Raw genomic sequence first — 19,080 nt, 5'->3', positions numbered from 1 at the left:
GGCAGATGCTCTCCCAGCTGAGCTAATTCTCCAACGTGCAAGCCTGGCGACGTCCTACTCTAGCGGAATGTAAATCCAACTACCATCGGCGCTAAGGAGCTTAACTTCTGTGTTCGGCATGGGAACAGGTGTGACCTCCTTGCCATTGTCACCAGACAATAACTTACTTAATTAATTATAATGTCGATTGTTTTAATTTTCAATAGTTAATTTTACACTTTGTTAAAATTATCTTTACAAGTATTTTACAAAATAAAGTTTCGTTTTTGACGACTTTTATATCATACAACATTCAAAAAGCAAAGTCAACTAATTTTTGAAACTTTTTATTTAACAAGTTTATTATTTGTCGTTTCGCTTCTTTTGAACACTTTTACTATGTTAGCACATCTCAACCATATTGACTACACTTTTTTTATATTGTTTTACAATAACTTCTCTACTCTTTTTTACTTTTGTAACTTCCCCTTGATAATAACCCTTTATCACACCATTATATTTAATCTTTTAGTTTTATATAAATTGAAAACTAATTGTTCCTTTTGTCTCTTTTATTAACAATAACTGTCTCAAAATAAAAAAGAGATTGAGATATATTAGGTTAACATTTGAATAAACCTAAACTTTATCTCAATCTCTAATATTTAATTTAATCTATTTTTGTCTCATATAAGGGAATAATAATACGTCTCTAATAGATGGAGAGTCAGTTAACAACATAACTAAGCGATCGATACCGATACCTAAACCACCTGTTGGAGGCATGCCATATTCTAAAGCTTCAATATAATCTTCATCCATTTCATGCGCTTCATCATTACCTTGTGCTTTTTCAACAAGTTGTGCTTCGAAACGTTCACGTTGATCAATTGGATCATTTAATTCAGTGAATGCATTCGCATGTTCTCTACCTACGATAAACAACTCGAAACGGTCTGTAAATCTTGGATCTTCCGGATTTTTCTTCGCTAAAGGCGAGATTTCAATTGGATGTCCATAAATAAATGTTGGTTGAATTAACGTTTCTTCAACTTTTTGTTCAAAGAATTCATTTAAGATATGACCATATTTCATACTATCAGTAATTTCAATACTATGTTCTTTAGCTGCTGCGATTGCTTCTTCATCAGATTTAATTTGATAGAAGTCTACACCTGTAGCTTCTTTCACTGCATCTACAATATGAAGGCGTGTCCATGCAGACTCTAGGTCAATTTCCTCTTCATTGTATTGAACTTTTGCAGAACCAAATACTTCTTGAGCAATATGTCTTACCATAGATTCAGTTAAATCCATGATATCGTGGTAATCAGCGTATGCTTCATATAATTCAATCATAGTAAATTCTGGATTATGTCGTGTTGATACGCCTTCGTTACGGAATACACGTCCAATTTCATAGACTTTTTCAAGGCCACCAACAATTAAACGTTTTAAATGTAATTCAATTGCTATACGCATATAAAGTGTAGCGTCTAGTGCATTATGGTGCGTAACAAATGGTCGTGCTGCTGCACCACCTGCAATTTGATGCATCATTGGTGTTTCAACTTCTAAGAAACCTTGTTTATTTAAGTAATTACGCATTTCTTGAATAATTTTACTACGATTAATGAATGTTTGAGTACTATCTTGATTTGTAATCAAGTCTAAATAACGTTGACGATAACGTTGTTCAATATCTTGTAAACCATGGAACTTATCAGGTAAAGGTCTAAGCGCTTTAGATAATAAAGTGAATGTCTTAGCTTTTACTGATAGCTCGCCAGTATTTGTTTTGAACATTACACCTTCAATACCAACAATATCGCCTAGGTCTGCACCTTTCCATAAATTGTCGAAATCTTCTTCGCCAATTTGATCCTTACGCACGTAAATTTGAATCTGACCAGTCAAATCTTGGACATGTGCGAAACCAGCTTTACCTTTACCACGTTTAGTCATCAAACGGCCGGCAATCGACACATGACTTTCATCTTCTTTATCATGTAATTCTTCTTTTGAGAATTCATCCCATTGTGATTTTAGTTCACTAGCAGTAGCTGAGCGCTCAAAACGTTTTCCAAATGGGTCAATTCCTAAATCAATTAATTCTTGTAGTTTTTGACGACGGACCTGCATTTGGTCATTCATTTCTTCTGACATAACTTTCTCTCCTTTAAATTTCATTTTAATGAAAATCGTTCCATGGATTATTTCTAAATTGCTTATAGGATATCATATTACTAATATAGTGTTACTTAATTGTATTGTTTTACAAAATTGACATTACCTGTATCACTTTCAAAGTATGATCATCACTATTTTCACATTTCAATAATATTAATTAAATGCATAATTAATACTTCTTAACCTTTATATTTCTTCACTGTGTCATCTGGTATGACTAAATCAGAGATACGAGTATTTGAACGAGGTTCTATTTGTGTTGATGCAATATCATTTAATGGTATTAATACAAAAGCACGTTCACCCATTCGAGGGTGGGGAACTTCAAGGTCATCTTCTTCTATAACCTTATCTCCATATAACAAAATATCGACATCTAATGTCCTTGGACCCCAACGAATGTCTCTAACTCGATGTAATCGTTGTTCAGTTTCTAAGCAATATTTAAGAAGTTCTTTGGGCTCCAATTCTGTTTCAATTTCTAAACACAAATTTAAAAAATTGGGCTGCTCAGTATACCCCACTGGTGCAGTTTCATATATTGGAGAGATCTTAGTCACGGAAATACCTTCAATACTATCAATTATTTTTATAGCATCTTGTAATTGCTGTTCCCTATCACCAATGTTGCTTCCTAAACCTAAATACGATTGTACCATTTAACGATTCTCCCTCACTATCTCTATACCTACGCCATCATAGTGACCAGGAATAGGTGGATTTTCTTTAGTGATTCTGACTTTCGTTTCCATTACACGATTATAGTGTGAATTTATACGTTTTGCAATACGTTCAGCTAGATGTTCGATTAAATTACATGGTGGACCTTCAACGATTTCTTTAACATCTTCAAACACTTCTCCGTAATGCACAGTATCTATCACATTATCAGATTGTCCCGCTTCTTCTAAATTCACTTTCAACGTAACATCTACTACAAAGATTTGACCTATCTCATTTTCAGCAGGTAAGGCACCGTGGTATGCGTAAAATCTCATACCATTAAGAAAGATTGTGTCGTTCATCTTCATTCTCCTTTAAGAAATCCATACTTTGACCTAATCTAGCGTTTAATTGTACATTATGTACACGCACAGCTTTGACGCCTTTCATTATACCATAAGCTGTTGTAGCAGCTGTCGCCTCATCACGTTCTAACGCTTTAGTTTCTGTACCAATCATTTCTTTAATAAAACGTTTTCGACTCGTTGCTAATAAAACAGGATACTCAGTTGCTACAAGTTCATCTAAACGTGCCATTACTTCATTTTCTTCATCACGTGTTTTGGCAAAGCCAATCCCAGGATCTAGCCATATTTTATGTTTTGGAATTCCGGCCATTTCTGCTTTGTTCGCTTGAGTAATAAGTGATAATAGCATTTCTTCAACAACTGGTTGTTCGCGATGTCCGTTACCATTATGCATTAATACAACTTCAGCATCGTAAGCAGCCACAACATCAAGTATTTTAGGATCATATAACCCTGCCCATTGATCATTGATCATCGTTGCACCTAATTTTAAGCACGCTTCCGCTACTTCACTACGATATGTATCTATTGAAAGTTGAATATTAAATTTTGCAAGTTCTTTCACTACAGGAACTACACGCTCAATCTCTTCTTCCGTTGAAATTTCTGTAAATCCTGGTCGTGTAGAAATACCGCCGACATCAATGATATCCACACCTTCTTCTATCATCTCTTTAGCACGTTTGACCGCTTTATCCACTGAATTATACTTACCACCGTCAGAGAATGAATCTGGTGTCACATTCAATATTCCCATAATTTTTGTTTTAGTCATTCTTGTCACGTCACCCTTCGTTCTTTTAGAAAATGGTATGTAGAAAAATATCTACTTTTGCTCAACAGTCACATATTAATGATACACTCATTTTCTAAACATTTCAGTTTTTATAATCGCCAAAAACATTCAACGTATTTAATAATTTAAAACAAGGTATTCATCTCTTCAAAAAGAAAACGCTAGCGAAGCAAAATTAAGCTTCACCAGCGTATAAATATTGTTTAAAAATTAATCATCGAATGAATATAAAGGTGTTGATAAGTAACGTTCACCATTACTTGGCAATACTGTTACAACTGTTTTACCTTTACCTAATTCTTTAGCTTTTTGAATTGCAGCATGAATTGCAGCACCAGAAGAAATACCTGCTAGGATACCTTCTTCTTTGGCAACGCGACGTGATGTTTCCATAGCTGTATCATTGTCTACTTTGATGATACTATCATAAATATTTGTATCTAAAGTATCCGGTACGAATCCTGCACCTAAACCCTGCAATTTATGTGGTCCTGGCTCACCACCACTTAATACTGGTGATGCTTCAGGCTCTATAGCAACGATTTCAACATTAGGATATTTTTCTTTTAAGACTTTACCTACACCAGATAAAGTACCACCTGTACCTACACCTGCTAAGAAAGCGTCGATTTGTTTACCTTCAAATTGTTCTACTAATTCTGGGCCTGTAGTTAACGCATGAATTTCAGGGTTTGCTGGGTTTTCGAATTGTTGTGGTTCAAAGTAACCATGCTCTTCTTTTAATTCTTTTGCTTTTTTAATAGCGCCTTTCATAGCTTCTGAACCTGGTGTTAAAACTAATTCTGCACCATAAGCTTTTAATAAGTTACGACGCTCAGAACTCATTGTTTCAGGCATTGTAAATACTGCTTTATAACCTTTAGCTGCACATACGAAAGCTAAACCGATACCTGTGTTACCACTTGTTGGTTCTACAATCGTATCACCTGGTTTAATTTTCCCTTCTTTTTCAGCTTTTTCGATCATAGCTAATGCGATACGGTCTTTTACTGAACCACCTGGATTTTGGTATTCTAGTTTTACGTAAACATCTGCTGCATCTTCATCTACAACGTTTCTTAATTTTACTACCGGTGTATTGCCAATAATTTGAGTAATGTTATCTACTGGTTTTTGTGCCATTGAAAAAACGCTCCTTTTAACTTTCATATTTAAAACTTAGTTTTTTTATCGGATATAACTATATTCTATCAGAATTTTCTAAAAAGAAAAAGCTAATTCTCTCATTTTAGAATTGAAGTTACATTTTACTTTTACATTATTTTAGTTTCCCTATAAAAAAGGCAATAAACACGTGATGGTTTATCGCCTTTAGTATATTTTTAATTATGCATTCATTGAAGCTAATAGGTCTTCAAGTTCAGCTTCTGAATAATTATATTTATTACCACAGAAGTGACAAATAGCTTCCGCGCCATGGTCCTCTTTAATCATATCTTGGATTTCAGCTTCTCCTAAACCTTTAATTGCATTTAGAAACTTCTCATGACTACAGTTACATTCAAACTGAGCTTGCATAGTTTCTAAGATTTGAACGTTATCTTCACCAAGTATTTCTTTTAAAATACCTTCTGGCGTTAATCCTTGTTCAATTAATTTAGAAACGGGTTGCATATTATTTATAGCATTTTCTAATTTTGTTACAGTTTCATCTTTAGCGCCTGGCATTACTTGAATAATAAATCCTCCAGCAGCTTTAATAGAATTGTCAGGATTTACTAACACACCCAAACCAACTGATGAAGGTGTTTGTTCACTTGTCGCAAAATAGTATGTGAAGTCTTCTCCTAATTCACCTGATACAATCGGACTTGCACCTGAGAAATAGTCTTTCATACCAACGTCTTTCACTACTTGGATGGACCCGTCTGTACCAACTGCTCGTCTAACATCTAATTTACCTTGTTCATTTAATGGAAAATGCGTTTGTGGTTTATCCACATAGGCACGTACATTACCTTCAGCATCTGCATCTGCAATGATTCTTCCAATAGGGCCTTTACCATCAACTGTTACTGTTAATTTTTGTTCACCTTTAAGCATCGAACCCATTAATAAAGTTGCTGTCATTGTTCTGCCCATAGCAGCTGAAGCTGTTGGCCAAGTGTAATGACGTGTTTGTGCTTCTTGCACTGATTCAGTTGTTAGCGCAGCGTACGCACGTATTTCTCCTTCGTAAGCTAATGATTTTACAATATAATCATGTGTCATCCTTATAAACTCCTTTAGTACATTTATTTTTATATTGATATTATTTATGCTTTAATCTTTCAATTATTTCTACATTTTCCCTTTAAGGATACTTATTCTACACTTGTTTAATAAGAATATGAAGTAACTTGCTTTCAACTCTAATGTTGTCTCTTTCACGATCACTACATATTAAAAAATCTCCTTTGACTAAGGGGCATTGCCTTACTCAAAGGAGATAATAATCCAGTTTAAACTTATCTATTGCTAGGGTTGTTTGGATCGTTTGGATTATATGGCTTATCGATATTTGGAGATTGTTCATGACCTGTGTCTTCTTCATTATTTGAATGTCCACGATGTTGATCATTATCTTCTTTACGATCTTCTCGCATGTCTTCTTTACCTTCTTCTAGTTGTTCTTCGCGGATATCATCGTAAGATTTACCATATTTACCTTCGCTATAGTCAGAATCTTCATCTTTAACAACACGAGCAGCATCATAATCTACTTCAGGTAATACACCATCATAGAATAATGAACGGATTTGTTCAGCTACTAATGTTTCTTCTGTTAACAATGTTTTAGCGATAAGTTTAAGTTCTTTTTCATGGTCTAATAAGATTTGTTTACAACGTTCATATTGTTCTTTAATAATACGTTGAACTTCTTTATCAATTTCATAAGCGATTTGACCAGAATAGTTAGATTCACCTTGCATATCTTTACCTAAGAATACTTGTCCACCGCCGCTAGATGAGAATTGTAATGGTCCAAGTTTTTTACTCATACCATACTCAGTAACCATAGAACGTGCAATTTGAGTTGCTCTTTCGAAGTCATTTGATGCACCAGTTGATACTTCATGGAAATTGATATCTTCGGATACACGACCACCTAATAAACCACAAATTTTATCTAATAATTCAGGTTCTGTCATTAAGAAACGATCTTGTTTAGGTAACATCATTGCGTAACCACCAGCTTGTCCACGTGGAACAATTGTTACTTTATGAACAACTTCTGCTTCATCAAGTACCATACCGATAACTGTATGACCCGCTTCATGGTGAGCCACAATATTACGTTCTTTATCTGAAATGACACGTGATTTTTTAGCTGGACCAGCAATAACACGGTCTGTAGCTTCTTCAATATCACGCATGTCAATTTTGTTTTTACCTTCACGTGCAGCAATTAAAGATGCTTCATTTAATAAATTCTCTAAATCTGCACCTGAGAAACCAGGTGTTCTTTGTGAAATAGCTTTTAAGTCAACAGTTTCATCAAGTGGTTTGTTTTTAGAGTGTACGTGAAGAATAGCCTCACGACCTTTAACATCTGGACGGCCAACTTGAATTTGTCTATCGAAACGACCAGGGCGTAGTAATGCTGGGTCTAAGATATCAGGACGGTTAGTTGCAGCAATCATGATAATACCTTCGTTTTCACCGAAACCATCCATTTCAACTAGTAATTGGTTAAGCGTTTGTTCACGTTCATCGTGACCGCCACCAACACCTGCACCACGTTGACGTCCTACTGCATCAATTTCATCGATAAAGATAATACATGGTGCATTCTTTTTCGCATTTTCGAATAAGTCACGCACACGGCTTGCACCGACACCAACGAACATCTCAACAAAGTCTGAACCACTGATTGAGAAGAAAGGTGCACCCGCTTCACCAGCTACGGCACGTGCTAATAATGTTTTACCTGTACCAGGAGGGCCTACAAGTAATACACCTTTAGGTATTCTTGAACCCATTTGTTTGAATTTCTTATTATCTTTTAAGAAATCTACTATTTCAATTAATTCTTGTTTTTCTTCATCTGCACCAGCGACATCTGAGAATCGTACACGACGTTTTTGGTTATCGTACATTTTAGCTTTGGATTTACCAAAGTTCATCATACGACCACCACCGCCGCCACCTTGTGCTTGGCTAAGGAAGAAAATGAATAGGAAAGCAATAATTAATACAGGAATTAATGTTGTCAACATACTTACGAAGACACTTTGTTTCTCTTCTTCTTTAACTTTAAAATCTAGTCCTTTTTGGCTTTTTGCTTCATTTGTAATTTTTTGTAAGTCTTTTTCGTTATTGTATAAAATCGTTGAAGAGTAATCTTCATCATTTTTTGTTTTACCACTTACCAAGTACACATTTTGCTCAGGTTGGATTTCTAAGGTCTTTAAATCACCTTTATCCAATTTCTCTACAAACTGTGAATAGGAAAGTTGTTTCGGTGTATTGCCATTCCCATTTATGTAAGAAAATACGCCGAATATAATAACGCCAATAATTGCGATAACAAGCACATTGCGAAAAGCTTTTTGCATGCGTCATTTCCTCCTATTTCTATAATAAAGCTAACAAAAATTGTAACACAAAACTTCTCTTAAAGGCTAGCATTTCAACTTTTGTAATACTTTTCAAAATCCTTGTGTTATCAAACTTTTTAAAACTTAAGTTCTCTAAAAACGATAAGTTTTTAAAATGTGTTTAAGCATATAAAATGAGTCTACACTAATTCATTTATTAAGTATAGTTATTATATCTTAAACACGATTTAATTATATTAACATCTAAATGAATTTCACTTATTTGTTATAAATTTCTGGTTTTAATGTGCCGATATACGGTAAATTTCGATAATGTTCAGCGTAATCCAATCCATAACCTACAACAAATTCATCAGGAATTTTCTTACCAATATATTTAGCTTCAATATCAGCTTTACGACGATTTGGTTTATCCAGTAATGTAACAATTTCAAGTGAATTAACTTTACGTGATTGCAATAACTCAGTAATTGATTTCAATGTTGTACCTGTTTCTAAAATATCTTCAATGATTAGGACGTCTTTATTTTCAATAGATGAACCTAAATCTTTTAAGATTTGAACTTCACCAGTTGATTCAGTTCCGCCATGATAGCTTGAAACATCCATAAAATCAATTGCTAAATGTGTGTCGATGCGTTTAATTAGGTCTGCCATAAACATAACAGAACCTTTTAGAATACCCACACATACAAGTGGTTTATCTTTATAATCTTTAGTTAATTGTTCTCCTAAATCTTTACAAATATTTTGTATATCTTCTTCAGTTAACAATATTTCTTTTAAGTCGTCTTTCATTCGTTATTCATCTCCAATTTTTTTGATTTCTATATGTTGATTATATGCTTTAGCAATATATAAATTACCTACAGCAATAATTTGATGGTATTGATCTTCAATTAATGGCATTTGCATGCGCACATCATTTGGAATTTTGTGATCTATAAACAAACGACTCACTTTTTTATGACCTTTTTGTCCATTTAGTTCGACTTTATCTCCATTGTGACGAGTTCGTATCAATAATGGTAATTGTTGTTTAGGAATCGTCGGATGTATAACAACGAGATAATGTCCGAAACGATATGTATCTGCATCATTCACGATTTGATTATCTAATAATGACGGCTCATTTTTCGCCAATATAATAAATTTATCATATGCTATTTGAATTATCCATTTTTCAGTGAGGGATATCTCAAATTGTGCGATTTGATTACTAATCTGATCAAACCATTCATGATATTGTTTCTCTGAAAATGCCTTATTCAACTGAAGTTGTTCGAAGAGCTGATCTAACAATATCATTTTAGTTATATCATCAAGTCGATTAAATACATTTCGTGAAAATTGTATTTGAGTTCCATTTTTATTAATTAGACAATCATTCTCTATAAAGGATTGGGCTTTTTTTCGATTCTCCTGTAATTGAATATCATGCCAACGTTTCAATTTTAGTAAATGCGTGCTATCAAGATCTGCATTTTGATTAATCGCTGGTAATAGTCGATTGCGAATGTCATTTCTAACATATTTATTGTCACTGTTTGAGCTATCTTCATAATAAGGAACTTGATATTTGTGCTGATAGTCGCGTATGTCTTCTTTTGAAACTTCAAGTAATGGGCGACATATTGTGTAATGATTACGAATTGATTGAACATCTATCCCTAGAGTACTTCGTGTAGAACGTCCAGTAAATAGTCTATAGAAGATTGTTTCTAGCTGGTCATCTAAATGATGTGCTGTAAGTAATACATCTGCATCTAACCTTTTCATCATTTCGTCAAACCACTCATAACGCAATTGTCGAGCATCAACTTGTATACTCTTCCCTTGCGCTACTACATCAGTTAAATTCAAACGCTTTACATAGCAAGGTATCTCATATTGTTTACAAAATGCTTCTATAAACGCTTCTTCCTTATGTGATGCCTCTCGTAAGCCGTGATTAACATGAAGACAGGTCAATTGTTTATAAGTACGAGATGATTGTGAAAGTAAATTGTGTAAGAGTGACATACTATCTATACCTGTCGAAACAGCAATCACAACATGATCAGTATTGCTCCATAGTGACGTATTAACTTTCAACACAAAGACCTCCTTAATAACATGAATATACCTTATTGCAATATTACAATGTAGTCATCAAAAAAAGAGTGGAACTAAAATTCATTGTTGAATTTTAAGTTCCACCCCGCAAAAATAACATATCTTACATAAAATAAAGGGCAATTCGATAGGACGACAATTGTTTATCTTACGGTGAATGTTACCTTTGCTATTACCAATTGTTATATAAATAATATATTATAAATTAGCGTCTTGAACCTTTACCACCACGTCTTGATTCAGTTTGTCGTTTAATAGATGTTAATTTATCTTCACTATCTTTTAAGAAATTGCTTAATTTCTTTTCAAAATCTTCACCTTTTTGTTGTGGTGGTCTATTGTGATTTGATTTATGTTGTGGTCTACGAGGACGATCTTTTGCTTTTTTTATTGAAAGGCTAATTTTACCGTCATCTGCAATAGATAAGACTTTAACTTCAACTTCGTCTCCAACTGATAGGTGATCTTCAACATTCTCAACATAGTTATCAGCCACTTCACTGATATGAACTAAGCCACTTTTCCTTTCAGGTAACTCTACGAATGCACCAAATTTTTTGATACCAGTAACTTTACCTTTTAGCTTGTTTCCTACTTCGATTGACATATTCTAAATAAATCCTCCCGATTTTGATTCGATTTTAACCTTATTATATTCCTGTTTTAATATTTTCACAATGCTATAAAACCAGATAATTCATTCTTATTTAAGAAAAACGATTATCCTTAATGTTATCAGTTGTCATTAGAGGATTTAGACTTAGAATCATCATTATTAGGCAATTTAAAAATAACTTCACCTTTATTGCTCAGGTAATAATCGTCTCTTGCTACTTTCTCTATGTAGTCTTTATTATTTAAATTACTAAGTTCTTCTTTTAATGCGATTTCCTCGTCTTGCTTTTTCTGAAACTGTTCCTCTTTATGTTTACGCTCAACTGCTGCTTTATCATTGCTTTGTTTTTGGACGACAAGCATGATGGATAGAATAATTATGATTGCTAATAATATCCCACCGAATACAGTTACTCTTCGTCTAACAACGCGCATTTTCTTTTGTTGTCGTTGCTTCTTTCGATTCTTTTCGGAGGTATACTGATTCCCTATTTCTTCTACCTTTTTACTCATTGCTTGTCACCTCCTTCAGTCTATTCTTCTTCAAACTGGTTCTGATTAATACGTTCTTCTTTAATTAAATCGTACATACCTTTAGCGTTTTCTTTAGAAGCATGTTCACTTAAACCAGTTACTTTAACTGTAACAAGCTTTTGTCCGAAACGAATAACTAATTCATCTTCTACCTTAACATCTGTTCCAGCTTTAGCTACATTTCCATTAACGGTAATACGTCCTTGATCACTTATCTCTTTCGCTAAAGTACGACGTTTAACAAGTCGCGATACTTTTAAATATTTATCTAATCTCATAAATCTTTCTCCCCTTGTTGCAAAAAGTTTCTAAGGGTTTCTTCATCAAAATCCTTATTTTTGGTTTTATCATACAATGCCATGAAGTGGTCTGCAAATACTTTCTCAAATTTAACTCGTGGTGCTTTACCTTCTTTACTTTTAGCTGTCTGCCAAATGTCATTTAATTCTTCTATCGATGCCGCTTTTTCATCACCAAAAATATGCGGATGACGACGAATCATCTTAGCACTTAAGCTTTCAATGATTTCTTGAATGTCCATATAGCCTTCTTTTTTGCCAATACTTGCATGTAAGAGAACTTGAAGTAAGATATCTCCTAATTCTTCTATCATGTGCCAATCATCTTCATTATCAATTGCTTCGAATAATTCAAAGCTTTCTTCCAATAGATAGCGTTTGAGGGAGGCATGAGTTTGAACACGATCCCATGGGCAACCAGTTTCATCATCGATTAAGCGATTTATAATCTCTACTGCATAATCAAAGTTTCGATATAATACTTCATCATTTGTCACTTTAGGAACGTAGACACTTGTTAAATTATTAAATGCGTCTTCGTGATGGTCAAGTTCAAATAAAGGTACCTCTAGTACAGAGGCGCCAGTGCTATGTGCGCCAGTCACTACTTTGACTGGAAAATCATCTGGATAATGTTCCATCAAAGTGATTTTAATATCTGCTGCAACCATAGCACTATATACCTGAGTAATAAGTGTATGTGTACGCACATTTAATAACTGTTCGGTTAATGCCGTACCATCTAACAAAGTGAAACCATCGTTTGGATCTTGGTTAATCGCTGCGAAAATATCATCTATAAAACTTTTACCACCTAGCATTTTAACATTCACGTCTTGATGATGGTCATTGTAGTCTAACAACTTGGCCGTCGTTGTTTCAGCTACACGTGGATGTCCAGGTACGGCATAGACAACATCTTGTGCTTGCGCTTTTTCAATTAATACATCAACAATTTGTTGATACACAGAATCGAAATCTTCATTCTTTTCATAAATAGTATCAAAACTTTCGAATTTAAGCTCATCTTGTAATTGATTAATTACAGGATGGTCTAGTGTCCTAGTATAAACAAGCGGTTGTTGTATTAAAAAACGATAGATACCAAGTGGCAACTCATCTAAACCGTAGTTTCCTAAACCAACAATTGTAATTGTATGTGTCATTAATGTCGTCCTTTCTTTATATGATAAAGCTTTTCGCCAAATGGCAAATGTTTTAATTCTCTATAACCTAAGATGTTCATATATATAACTAATATTAATAATACGGCAATGCCTATGATTGCCACAACAACTAACTCTATAAGTCCACCTATACGTCCCGCTTGAGGTAATACCTGCATACTAATTTGAATGATTATCGTCATGATGACAAGCGCAGTAAACATTTTCAAAATGAATGGTTTCATTTGACTAAAGTGATACTGCTTAAGCACTTCTTTATGCAGTATAATTACAAAACAAATAAGGGACAAAACAGTGCTAATACTAGCGCCAGCAATACCATAATGATGAATCAATAGGGCGTTAAGTATCCCTTTCACTACTAAGCCAATAGTTACACCAATCAATATTGGACGAATGCAATTGAGTACTTGTAATAATGCAATATCCATCATTATAAGCGATACACAGATAACCGTTAACATATAGGATCCAAGTGTAAAACCTAAACTATTGGTCTTAAAGAAGACTGCATTCATCATAGGTAATAAATTAATTAATCCTATACCAGCTGCTGAACTAATTAATATAGTGATTTTAAGCGATGCATTAGCGTAACGATTCATTTTAATTTGATTTCGTTGTTCGATTGCTTCAGTTAAAAGTGGGATTAACACAAAACTAAAAGTTGTCGTAACAATTAAACCCATTTGTATAAATGAAGCTCCACGATCATAAATTCCTTTTTGCATGATTGCTTCTTTAAAATGTAGGCCGTGTGATTGTAGTGTATGAACAATTGTAAAGCTATCTATAAATTGCCATAATATGACCAATAATTGGCTCAATGCAAATACAAGTGTAGCCATAAGTAAGTCTTTCCAAGGTATATTTGCTGATAAATTCTGCATCTTAAAAGAGAAAGGTTTCATAACTATTAAAAAGAGACTTGAACCTAAAAAACCAAGTGCAGAAGCTAAAATAGCAATCGTTCCTGCTTGATATATTGACCAATCTTTACTCATAAATAAACCAATGGCTACAATGATGAGACCAACACGAATGATTTGTTCAATAACCTGGGAAATAGCGGGTATATTCATACGTCTTTGACTTTGGTAATAACCACGACACACACCTAATATACCAATAAATAAATAACTCAAACTTGCCATTCGTATCATAGGTGCAAGTCTTGAATCTCCCATCAATATAGCCACTGGGTGAGCTAATAATAAGAGCATTAAAAATATTACTATGCCTAACGTTTGAAATCGTATTAGCACTTTTGAAAACGAAGACGGTTGTCCATTAATACCAAGCGTTTGCGTTACCGCACTTGGAATAGCATTCATAGATAAAATCATCCCTAGCGCCACAATTGGATATATTTGTTGATAAGCATACAACCCAGTATCTCCGAGAACATTTTGGTAAGGCACTCTGTAAATTGCACTTAAAATTTTAACTATGATGAGTGCAAGGGTTAGAATCACAACGCCATTGAATGCTGTGTGATTAGAGGGTTCAATGTATTTGAACTCGTTTGTACTCTTAGATGATAACGATTGTGTAGATTTAGATTCTGATATACTTTTAGTTTTCATCTTCAATAACCATACTTCCTTCAAGACATCTCACAAGGAATTTCAAGTTATCTAACCATTGCTTAGACTTGGTAAGTGTTACATGCATGCGATTTTCTTTAACACCTAGTTTCATTGCACGTCCTAAAGGTTGTGTTTGTTTAAACAGTTCTTCACCGTTCATTTGTCCTGTTGCTTTCACTGATAATGACACTTCAATTTGCTTACCTTTATCTTTAATTAAAGTTACCCCTGCATGTAGCGCATGTATTTTAATTTCAACCATTTCAAGTAAACGTTCAACTTCAACTGGATAATCATTGAATCGATCTATCAATTCATCTTTAATATCAAATAATTGTTCTTCTGTTTCGACTTTACGTAGTTTTTTATAAATTTCAATTTTTGCTTGCTCATTTTGAATGTATTCTGCAGGTAAATAGGCATCTAAGTTGAGTTCCATTTCCACTTCTGGTGCATCTGGTTCTTCTTCTTTAATACCACGTTTTTCATTAACCGCTTCTTCTAACATTTGTGAATACAAGTCAAAGCCAACCGAATCAATAAAGCCGTGTTGTTGTTTACCTAGTAAGTTTCCGGCACCACGAATATTTAAATCACGCATGGCAATTTTGAATCCTGAACCCAATTCAGTAAATTCTTTAATAGCTTGTAATCTTTCTTCTGCAGTTTCAGTTAGCACTTTATTCGCAGAATGTAAGAAGTATGCATAGCCAATTCGACTTGAGCGTCCTACACGACCGCGCAATTGATACAATTGGCTTAATCCAAAGCGATCTGCTTCTTCTATAATTAGAGTATTCGCATTAGGTACATCTACACCTGTCTCAATAATAGTTGTAGTCACTAAAATATCAAATTCGCCATTAATAAAGCTTAGCATTGTTTCTTCAAGATCACGTTCTGTCATCTGACCATGTGCAACGGCAATATTAGCATCCGGCATTAACATCTGTAATTGTTCACGTTTTTCATAAATGGATTGAACTCTGTTGTATAAATAGAATACCTGTCCATCACGTGATAATTCTCGTTCTAAAGCTTCTTTAATAAAATTATTATTTTGTTCTAACACATAAGTTTGTACAGGGAAGCGATTTTCTGGAGGTGTCTCAATGACTGATAAATCCCGTACACCTAGCATACTCATGTGTAATGTTCTAGGAATAGGCGTTGCAGTTAACGTCAGTACGTCTACATTCGTCTTCATTGTCTTAATACGTTCTTTATGACGTACACCAAAACGTTGTTCTTCATCGACTATTAATAATCCTAAATCTTTATAATGAATATCTTTGCCTAACAATTTATGTGTTCCAACAACAATATCAACGTATCCTGATTTAAGACCTTCTTTAGTTTCTTTGACTTCTTTAGTTGAACGGAATCGACTAATCAATTCAATTTGTACCGGAAAATCCTGCATTCGTTCAATTAACGTTTCATAATGTTGTTGCGCTAAAATCGTTGTAGGTACAAGAAATGCAACTTGTTTCCCTTCCATTACTGCTTTAAAAGCTGCTCTAACAGCAACTTCTGTTTTACCATAACCTACGTCACCACATAATAGACGATCCATTGGTCGCTCGCGTTCCATATCACCTTTAATTTCGTCTATCGATTTCGCTTGGTCAGGCGTTAATTCATATGGGAAGTCCATTTCAAATGCACTTTGCTCAGCGGTATCTTCACCGTATTGATAACCTACCGACATTTCACGTTCTTTATATAATGCGATTAATTCATCAGCAATATCTTCGACACTTTGTTGAACTTTAGCTTTTGTTTTCTTCCATTCTGAGCCACCAAGTTTATTTAATTTAGGCGACTTATCTTCTGAAGCAACATATTTTTGAACTTGATCCATTTGATCGACTGGTACAAAGAGTTGGTCTGTGCCTTTATATTGCAATTTAATATAATCTCGGTGAACATCTCCAACTTCTAAAGTTTCAACACCAAGATAACGCCCTACCCCATGATGTACATGTACGACGTAGTCACCAACATTAAGGTCTTGATATGACTTGATTTTTTCAGCATTAGATAAAGTTTTAGTACGTTTACGCTGTTTCTTTTGTTTTGTTTTGAATAATTCTCTCTCAGTTATAACAACAAGTTGCATATAAGGTAATTCGAAACCTTCTGAAAGACTGCCTTCTGTAACAACGACTTGGCCAGATTTAATGTCATTGTGAACATTAGTAACAGTTGGTATATGCATCTCATTCAACATCGATTGAATTCGTTCAACTTTCGTTTCAGTTTCTACTAACACCACGATATGATAGTCGTTGTGTACATAGCGTTGGAATTCAGAACGCATAATATCGTATTGCCCATAAAACTGTTGAACTGGTTTACAAGAAAACTTAATAATATGTTGTAACTGAACAGGCATAGCGGACGTAAACAAAGTGAAGTACGTCACTGGATAATCCTTCAATAACGACTCAAAACCATCATATTGCATAAATGATTGACCGATAAATCCGTTTCCACTTTCTATTAAGTTCTGAATGAAATCGTCCACTTCAGTTGTTAGCGTCTTTTCAGTTTCTTTAATACGATTATATTCGTCAGCTACAATGATGGCGTCTTTTGCAAAATAGTCAATAAGCGTTGAAGGTTGCTCGTACATAAATGCCACCAAACGACGTAATAATTGATGATCAAAAAACGTTGTTTCAAATAACTTGAAACTTTCATATGTCTCTTTCAAATCATTACGAACAGACTTGTCAATTTTTGGTCGTGTTGTTTCATATGCGGTCTTCAATTCTGATTGTAAATGTTGAATGACATCATCTGTAATAATGTAATCACTTGCTGTTGTGATTGAAACTTCTTCAATATTGTCATTTGAACGTTGCGTCTCAACATCGAAGTCACGAATTGAATCAACTTCTGTATCAAACAATTCTATTCGAACAGGTTGACCTATGAGAGGATAAATATCGATAATGCCTCCACGCAATGAGAACTCGCCGATATGTGATACAACACTCTCACGACGATATCCCATATTTACTAATTTATTTAAGAATTCATCGACATCTATATCCTCGCCTACTCTAAACGTAATTTGATGTTCTTTCCATAGTTCAAATGGTGTGAGCCACTTTTTCAATCCGTTCAAAGGAACGATAAATAACCCTTTCTTATTATGAGCTAATGCAGTCAGTGTTCTTACACGTTCACTCATAAGTTGAGGGCTTTGCGTTGAAAATTCTTCAGTCATAATATCTTGTACAGGATATTTATAAACTTCAGAATGATCGATATATTGTAAAATATCAGTTTCTAATTTATCTGCTTGATATAAGTTGTTAGTGATTAACAACATTTGTTTTTGATCTTTTAGATACTTTTCAGCGATAATCGTAGCTTTCGCAGAGGGAGAGAGACCAGTTACAAGAATGTTTTGATGACCGAATACATCATCGAGTTCCTGGAAACGTTTATCATTTTGAATATAGTCTGAAATGATAGGTCTCAATTGACTTCTCCATTATATTGATTCATTACATGGTCGAAGCGTGAACTTTCAATAAAAGCTTCCACAGCGTGAGCTGAATGTTCAATCACTTTATCCATAGTAATCATCTCTTCTTCTGAAAATTTCTGCAATACATAATCAGGTACTGACATACCATTCGTTGGTCTCCCTACGCCAATACGAATTCGTTTAAATTGATCTGTACCTAAATGTTTAATGATAGACTTCATACCGTTATGTCCTCCAGCACTACCTTTTTGACGCAAGCGGATTTGACCTTGAGATAAATCTAAATCATCATACAAGACGATTAAATCTTCCACTTCAACATTATAGTAATCCATTAATGGCCCTACTGCTTCACCAGACAGATTCATCATAGTCATTGGTTCAATAAATAGAACCTTGTCACCATTTAAACGTTCAATAGTATAAGCACCTTTAAATTTTTGTTTATCTAATGAGAAATTATGTTTCTTCAAAATGTAATCAATGACTTCAAAACCGATATTGTGTCTTGTTAACTCAAATCGCTTGCCTATATTCCCAAGACCCACAATACATTTCATACGATGTTACCTCCATTGTGATTCATTTATAACGACTAACTGAATAGAATTGTGCATATATCAATTATTCATTATTTTATAACATTCCCTATAATAACACAAAAAGGGAGTAGAACAG

Annotated in this window: 16 protein-coding genes and 1 rRNA gene; all 17 read right to left on the bottom strand. The window is 34.2% G+C overall.

Features of this window, described 5'->3' with window-relative positions; genetic code table 11:
* Nucleotides 1–41: 41 nt before the first annotated feature.
* Nucleotides 42–156: ribosomal RNA gene (rrf, locus tag HMPREF2737_RS01385) — 5S ribosomal RNA — on the bottom strand.
* Between the two features lie 498 nt (nt 157–654).
* Nucleotides 655–2,145 (bottom strand): lysine--tRNA ligase, encoded by a 1,491-nt coding sequence (gene lysS, locus HMPREF2737_RS01380; protein ID WP_037552523.1) that lies wholly within the window; start codon nt 2,143–2,145, stop codon nt 655–657.
* Between the two features lie 203 nt (nt 2,146–2,348).
* Nucleotides 2,349–2,828 (bottom strand): 2-amino-4-hydroxy-6-hydroxymethyldihydropteridine diphosphokinase, encoded by a 480-nt coding sequence (folK, locus tag HMPREF2737_RS01375; protein WP_037552524.1) that lies wholly within the window; start codon nt 2,826–2,828, stop codon nt 2,349–2,351.
* On the bottom strand, nt 2,829–3,194 hold the full coding sequence (gene folB, locus HMPREF2737_RS01370; RefSeq protein WP_037552526.1) for a dihydroneopterin aldolase: 366 nt from the start codon (nt 3,192–3,194) through the stop codon (nt 2,829–2,831).
* Nucleotides 3,172–3,975: a dihydropteroate synthase gene (gene folP, locus HMPREF2737_RS01365; protein ID WP_037552527.1), complete on the bottom strand. Its 804-nt coding sequence runs from the start codon at nt 3,973–3,975 to the stop codon at nt 3,172–3,174. The genes folB and folP overlap by 23 nt, the downstream gene beginning before the upstream one ends.
* Before the next feature lie 231 nt (nt 3,976–4,206).
* Nucleotides 4,207–5,139, bottom strand: a complete 933-nt coding sequence (gene cysK / locus HMPREF2737_RS01360) for a cysteine synthase A (RefSeq protein ID WP_016931263.1) — start codon at nt 5,137–5,139, stop codon at nt 4,207–4,209.
* 204 nt (nt 5,140–5,343) lie between these two features.
* Complete coding sequence (gene hslO, locus HMPREF2737_RS01355) at nt 5,344–6,228, bottom strand: Hsp33 family molecular chaperone HslO (RefSeq protein ID WP_037552528.1); 885 nt, start codon at nt 6,226–6,228, stop codon at nt 5,344–5,346.
* Between the two features lie 236 nt (nt 6,229–6,464).
* The gene (gene ftsH, locus HMPREF2737_RS01350) at nt 6,465–8,555 is read right to left on the bottom strand and encodes an ATP-dependent zinc metalloprotease FtsH (protein ID WP_037552530.1); all 2,091 of its coding nucleotides are present in this window, start codon (nt 8,553–8,555) and stop codon (nt 6,465–6,467) included.
* Between the two features lie 261 nt (nt 8,556–8,816).
* Nucleotides 8,817–9,356 carry a hypoxanthine phosphoribosyltransferase gene (gene hpt, locus HMPREF2737_RS01345; protein WP_037552532.1) on the bottom strand — a complete coding sequence of 180 codons (540 nt, stop codon included), beginning with the start codon at nt 9,354–9,356 and terminating at the stop codon, nt 8,817–8,819.
* A gap of 3 nt (nt 9,357–9,359) precedes the next feature.
* Complete coding sequence (gene tilS, locus HMPREF2737_RS01340) at nt 9,360–10,652, bottom strand: tRNA lysidine(34) synthetase TilS (RefSeq protein WP_176744052.1); 1,293 nt, start codon at nt 10,650–10,652, stop codon at nt 9,360–9,362.
* Nucleotides 10,653–10,878: 226 nt separating this feature from the next.
* On the bottom strand, nt 10,879–11,280 hold the full coding sequence (locus HMPREF2737_RS01335; protein WP_037552538.1) for a S1 domain-containing RNA-binding protein: 402 nt from the start codon (nt 11,278–11,280) through the stop codon (nt 10,879–10,881).
* A gap of 128 nt (nt 11,281–11,408) precedes the next feature.
* On the bottom strand, nt 11,409–11,801 hold the full coding sequence (gene divIC, locus HMPREF2737_RS01330; RefSeq protein ID WP_037552540.1) for a cell division protein DivIC: 393 nt from the start codon (nt 11,799–11,801) through the stop codon (nt 11,409–11,411).
* 20 nt (nt 11,802–11,821) lie between these two features.
* Nucleotides 11,822–12,100, bottom strand: coding sequence for an RNA-binding S4 domain-containing protein (locus HMPREF2737_RS01325; RefSeq protein ID WP_037537011.1), 279 nt, complete (start codon nt 12,098–12,100; stop codon nt 11,822–11,824).
* Nucleotides 12,097–13,287: a MazG nucleotide pyrophosphohydrolase domain-containing protein gene (locus tag HMPREF2737_RS01320; protein ID WP_037552542.1), complete on the bottom strand. Its 1,191-nt coding sequence runs from the start codon at nt 13,285–13,287 to the stop codon at nt 12,097–12,099. Before HMPREF2737_RS01320 ends, HMPREF2737_RS01325 begins: the two co-directional genes overlap by 4 nt.
* Complete coding sequence (locus HMPREF2737_RS01315; RefSeq protein WP_052071625.1) at nt 13,287–14,819, bottom strand: polysaccharide biosynthesis protein; 1,533 nt, start codon at nt 14,817–14,819, stop codon at nt 13,287–13,289. The genes HMPREF2737_RS01320 and HMPREF2737_RS01315 overlap by 1 nt, the downstream gene beginning before the upstream one ends.
* Before the next feature lie 64 nt (nt 14,820–14,883).
* Nucleotides 14,884–18,393 (bottom strand): transcription-repair coupling factor, encoded by a 3,510-nt coding sequence (gene mfd / locus HMPREF2737_RS01310; RefSeq protein ID WP_037552547.1) that lies wholly within the window; start codon nt 18,391–18,393, stop codon nt 14,884–14,886.
* Nucleotides 18,390–18,962: an aminoacyl-tRNA hydrolase gene (pth, locus tag HMPREF2737_RS01305; protein ID WP_037552549.1), complete on the bottom strand. Its 573-nt coding sequence runs from the start codon at nt 18,960–18,962 to the stop codon at nt 18,390–18,392. Before pth ends, mfd begins: the two co-directional genes overlap by 4 nt.
* Nucleotides 18,963–19,080: the final 118 nt, after the last annotated feature.

This window comes from Staphylococcus sp. HMSC069D12, from assembly GCF_001810405.1.
Classification (GTDB): domain Bacteria; phylum Bacillota; class Bacilli; order Staphylococcales; family Staphylococcaceae; genus Staphylococcus; species Staphylococcus haemolyticus.
Note: the sequence above shows the minus strand (reverse complement) of the source record. Positions and strands in the feature narration are given on the sequence as shown.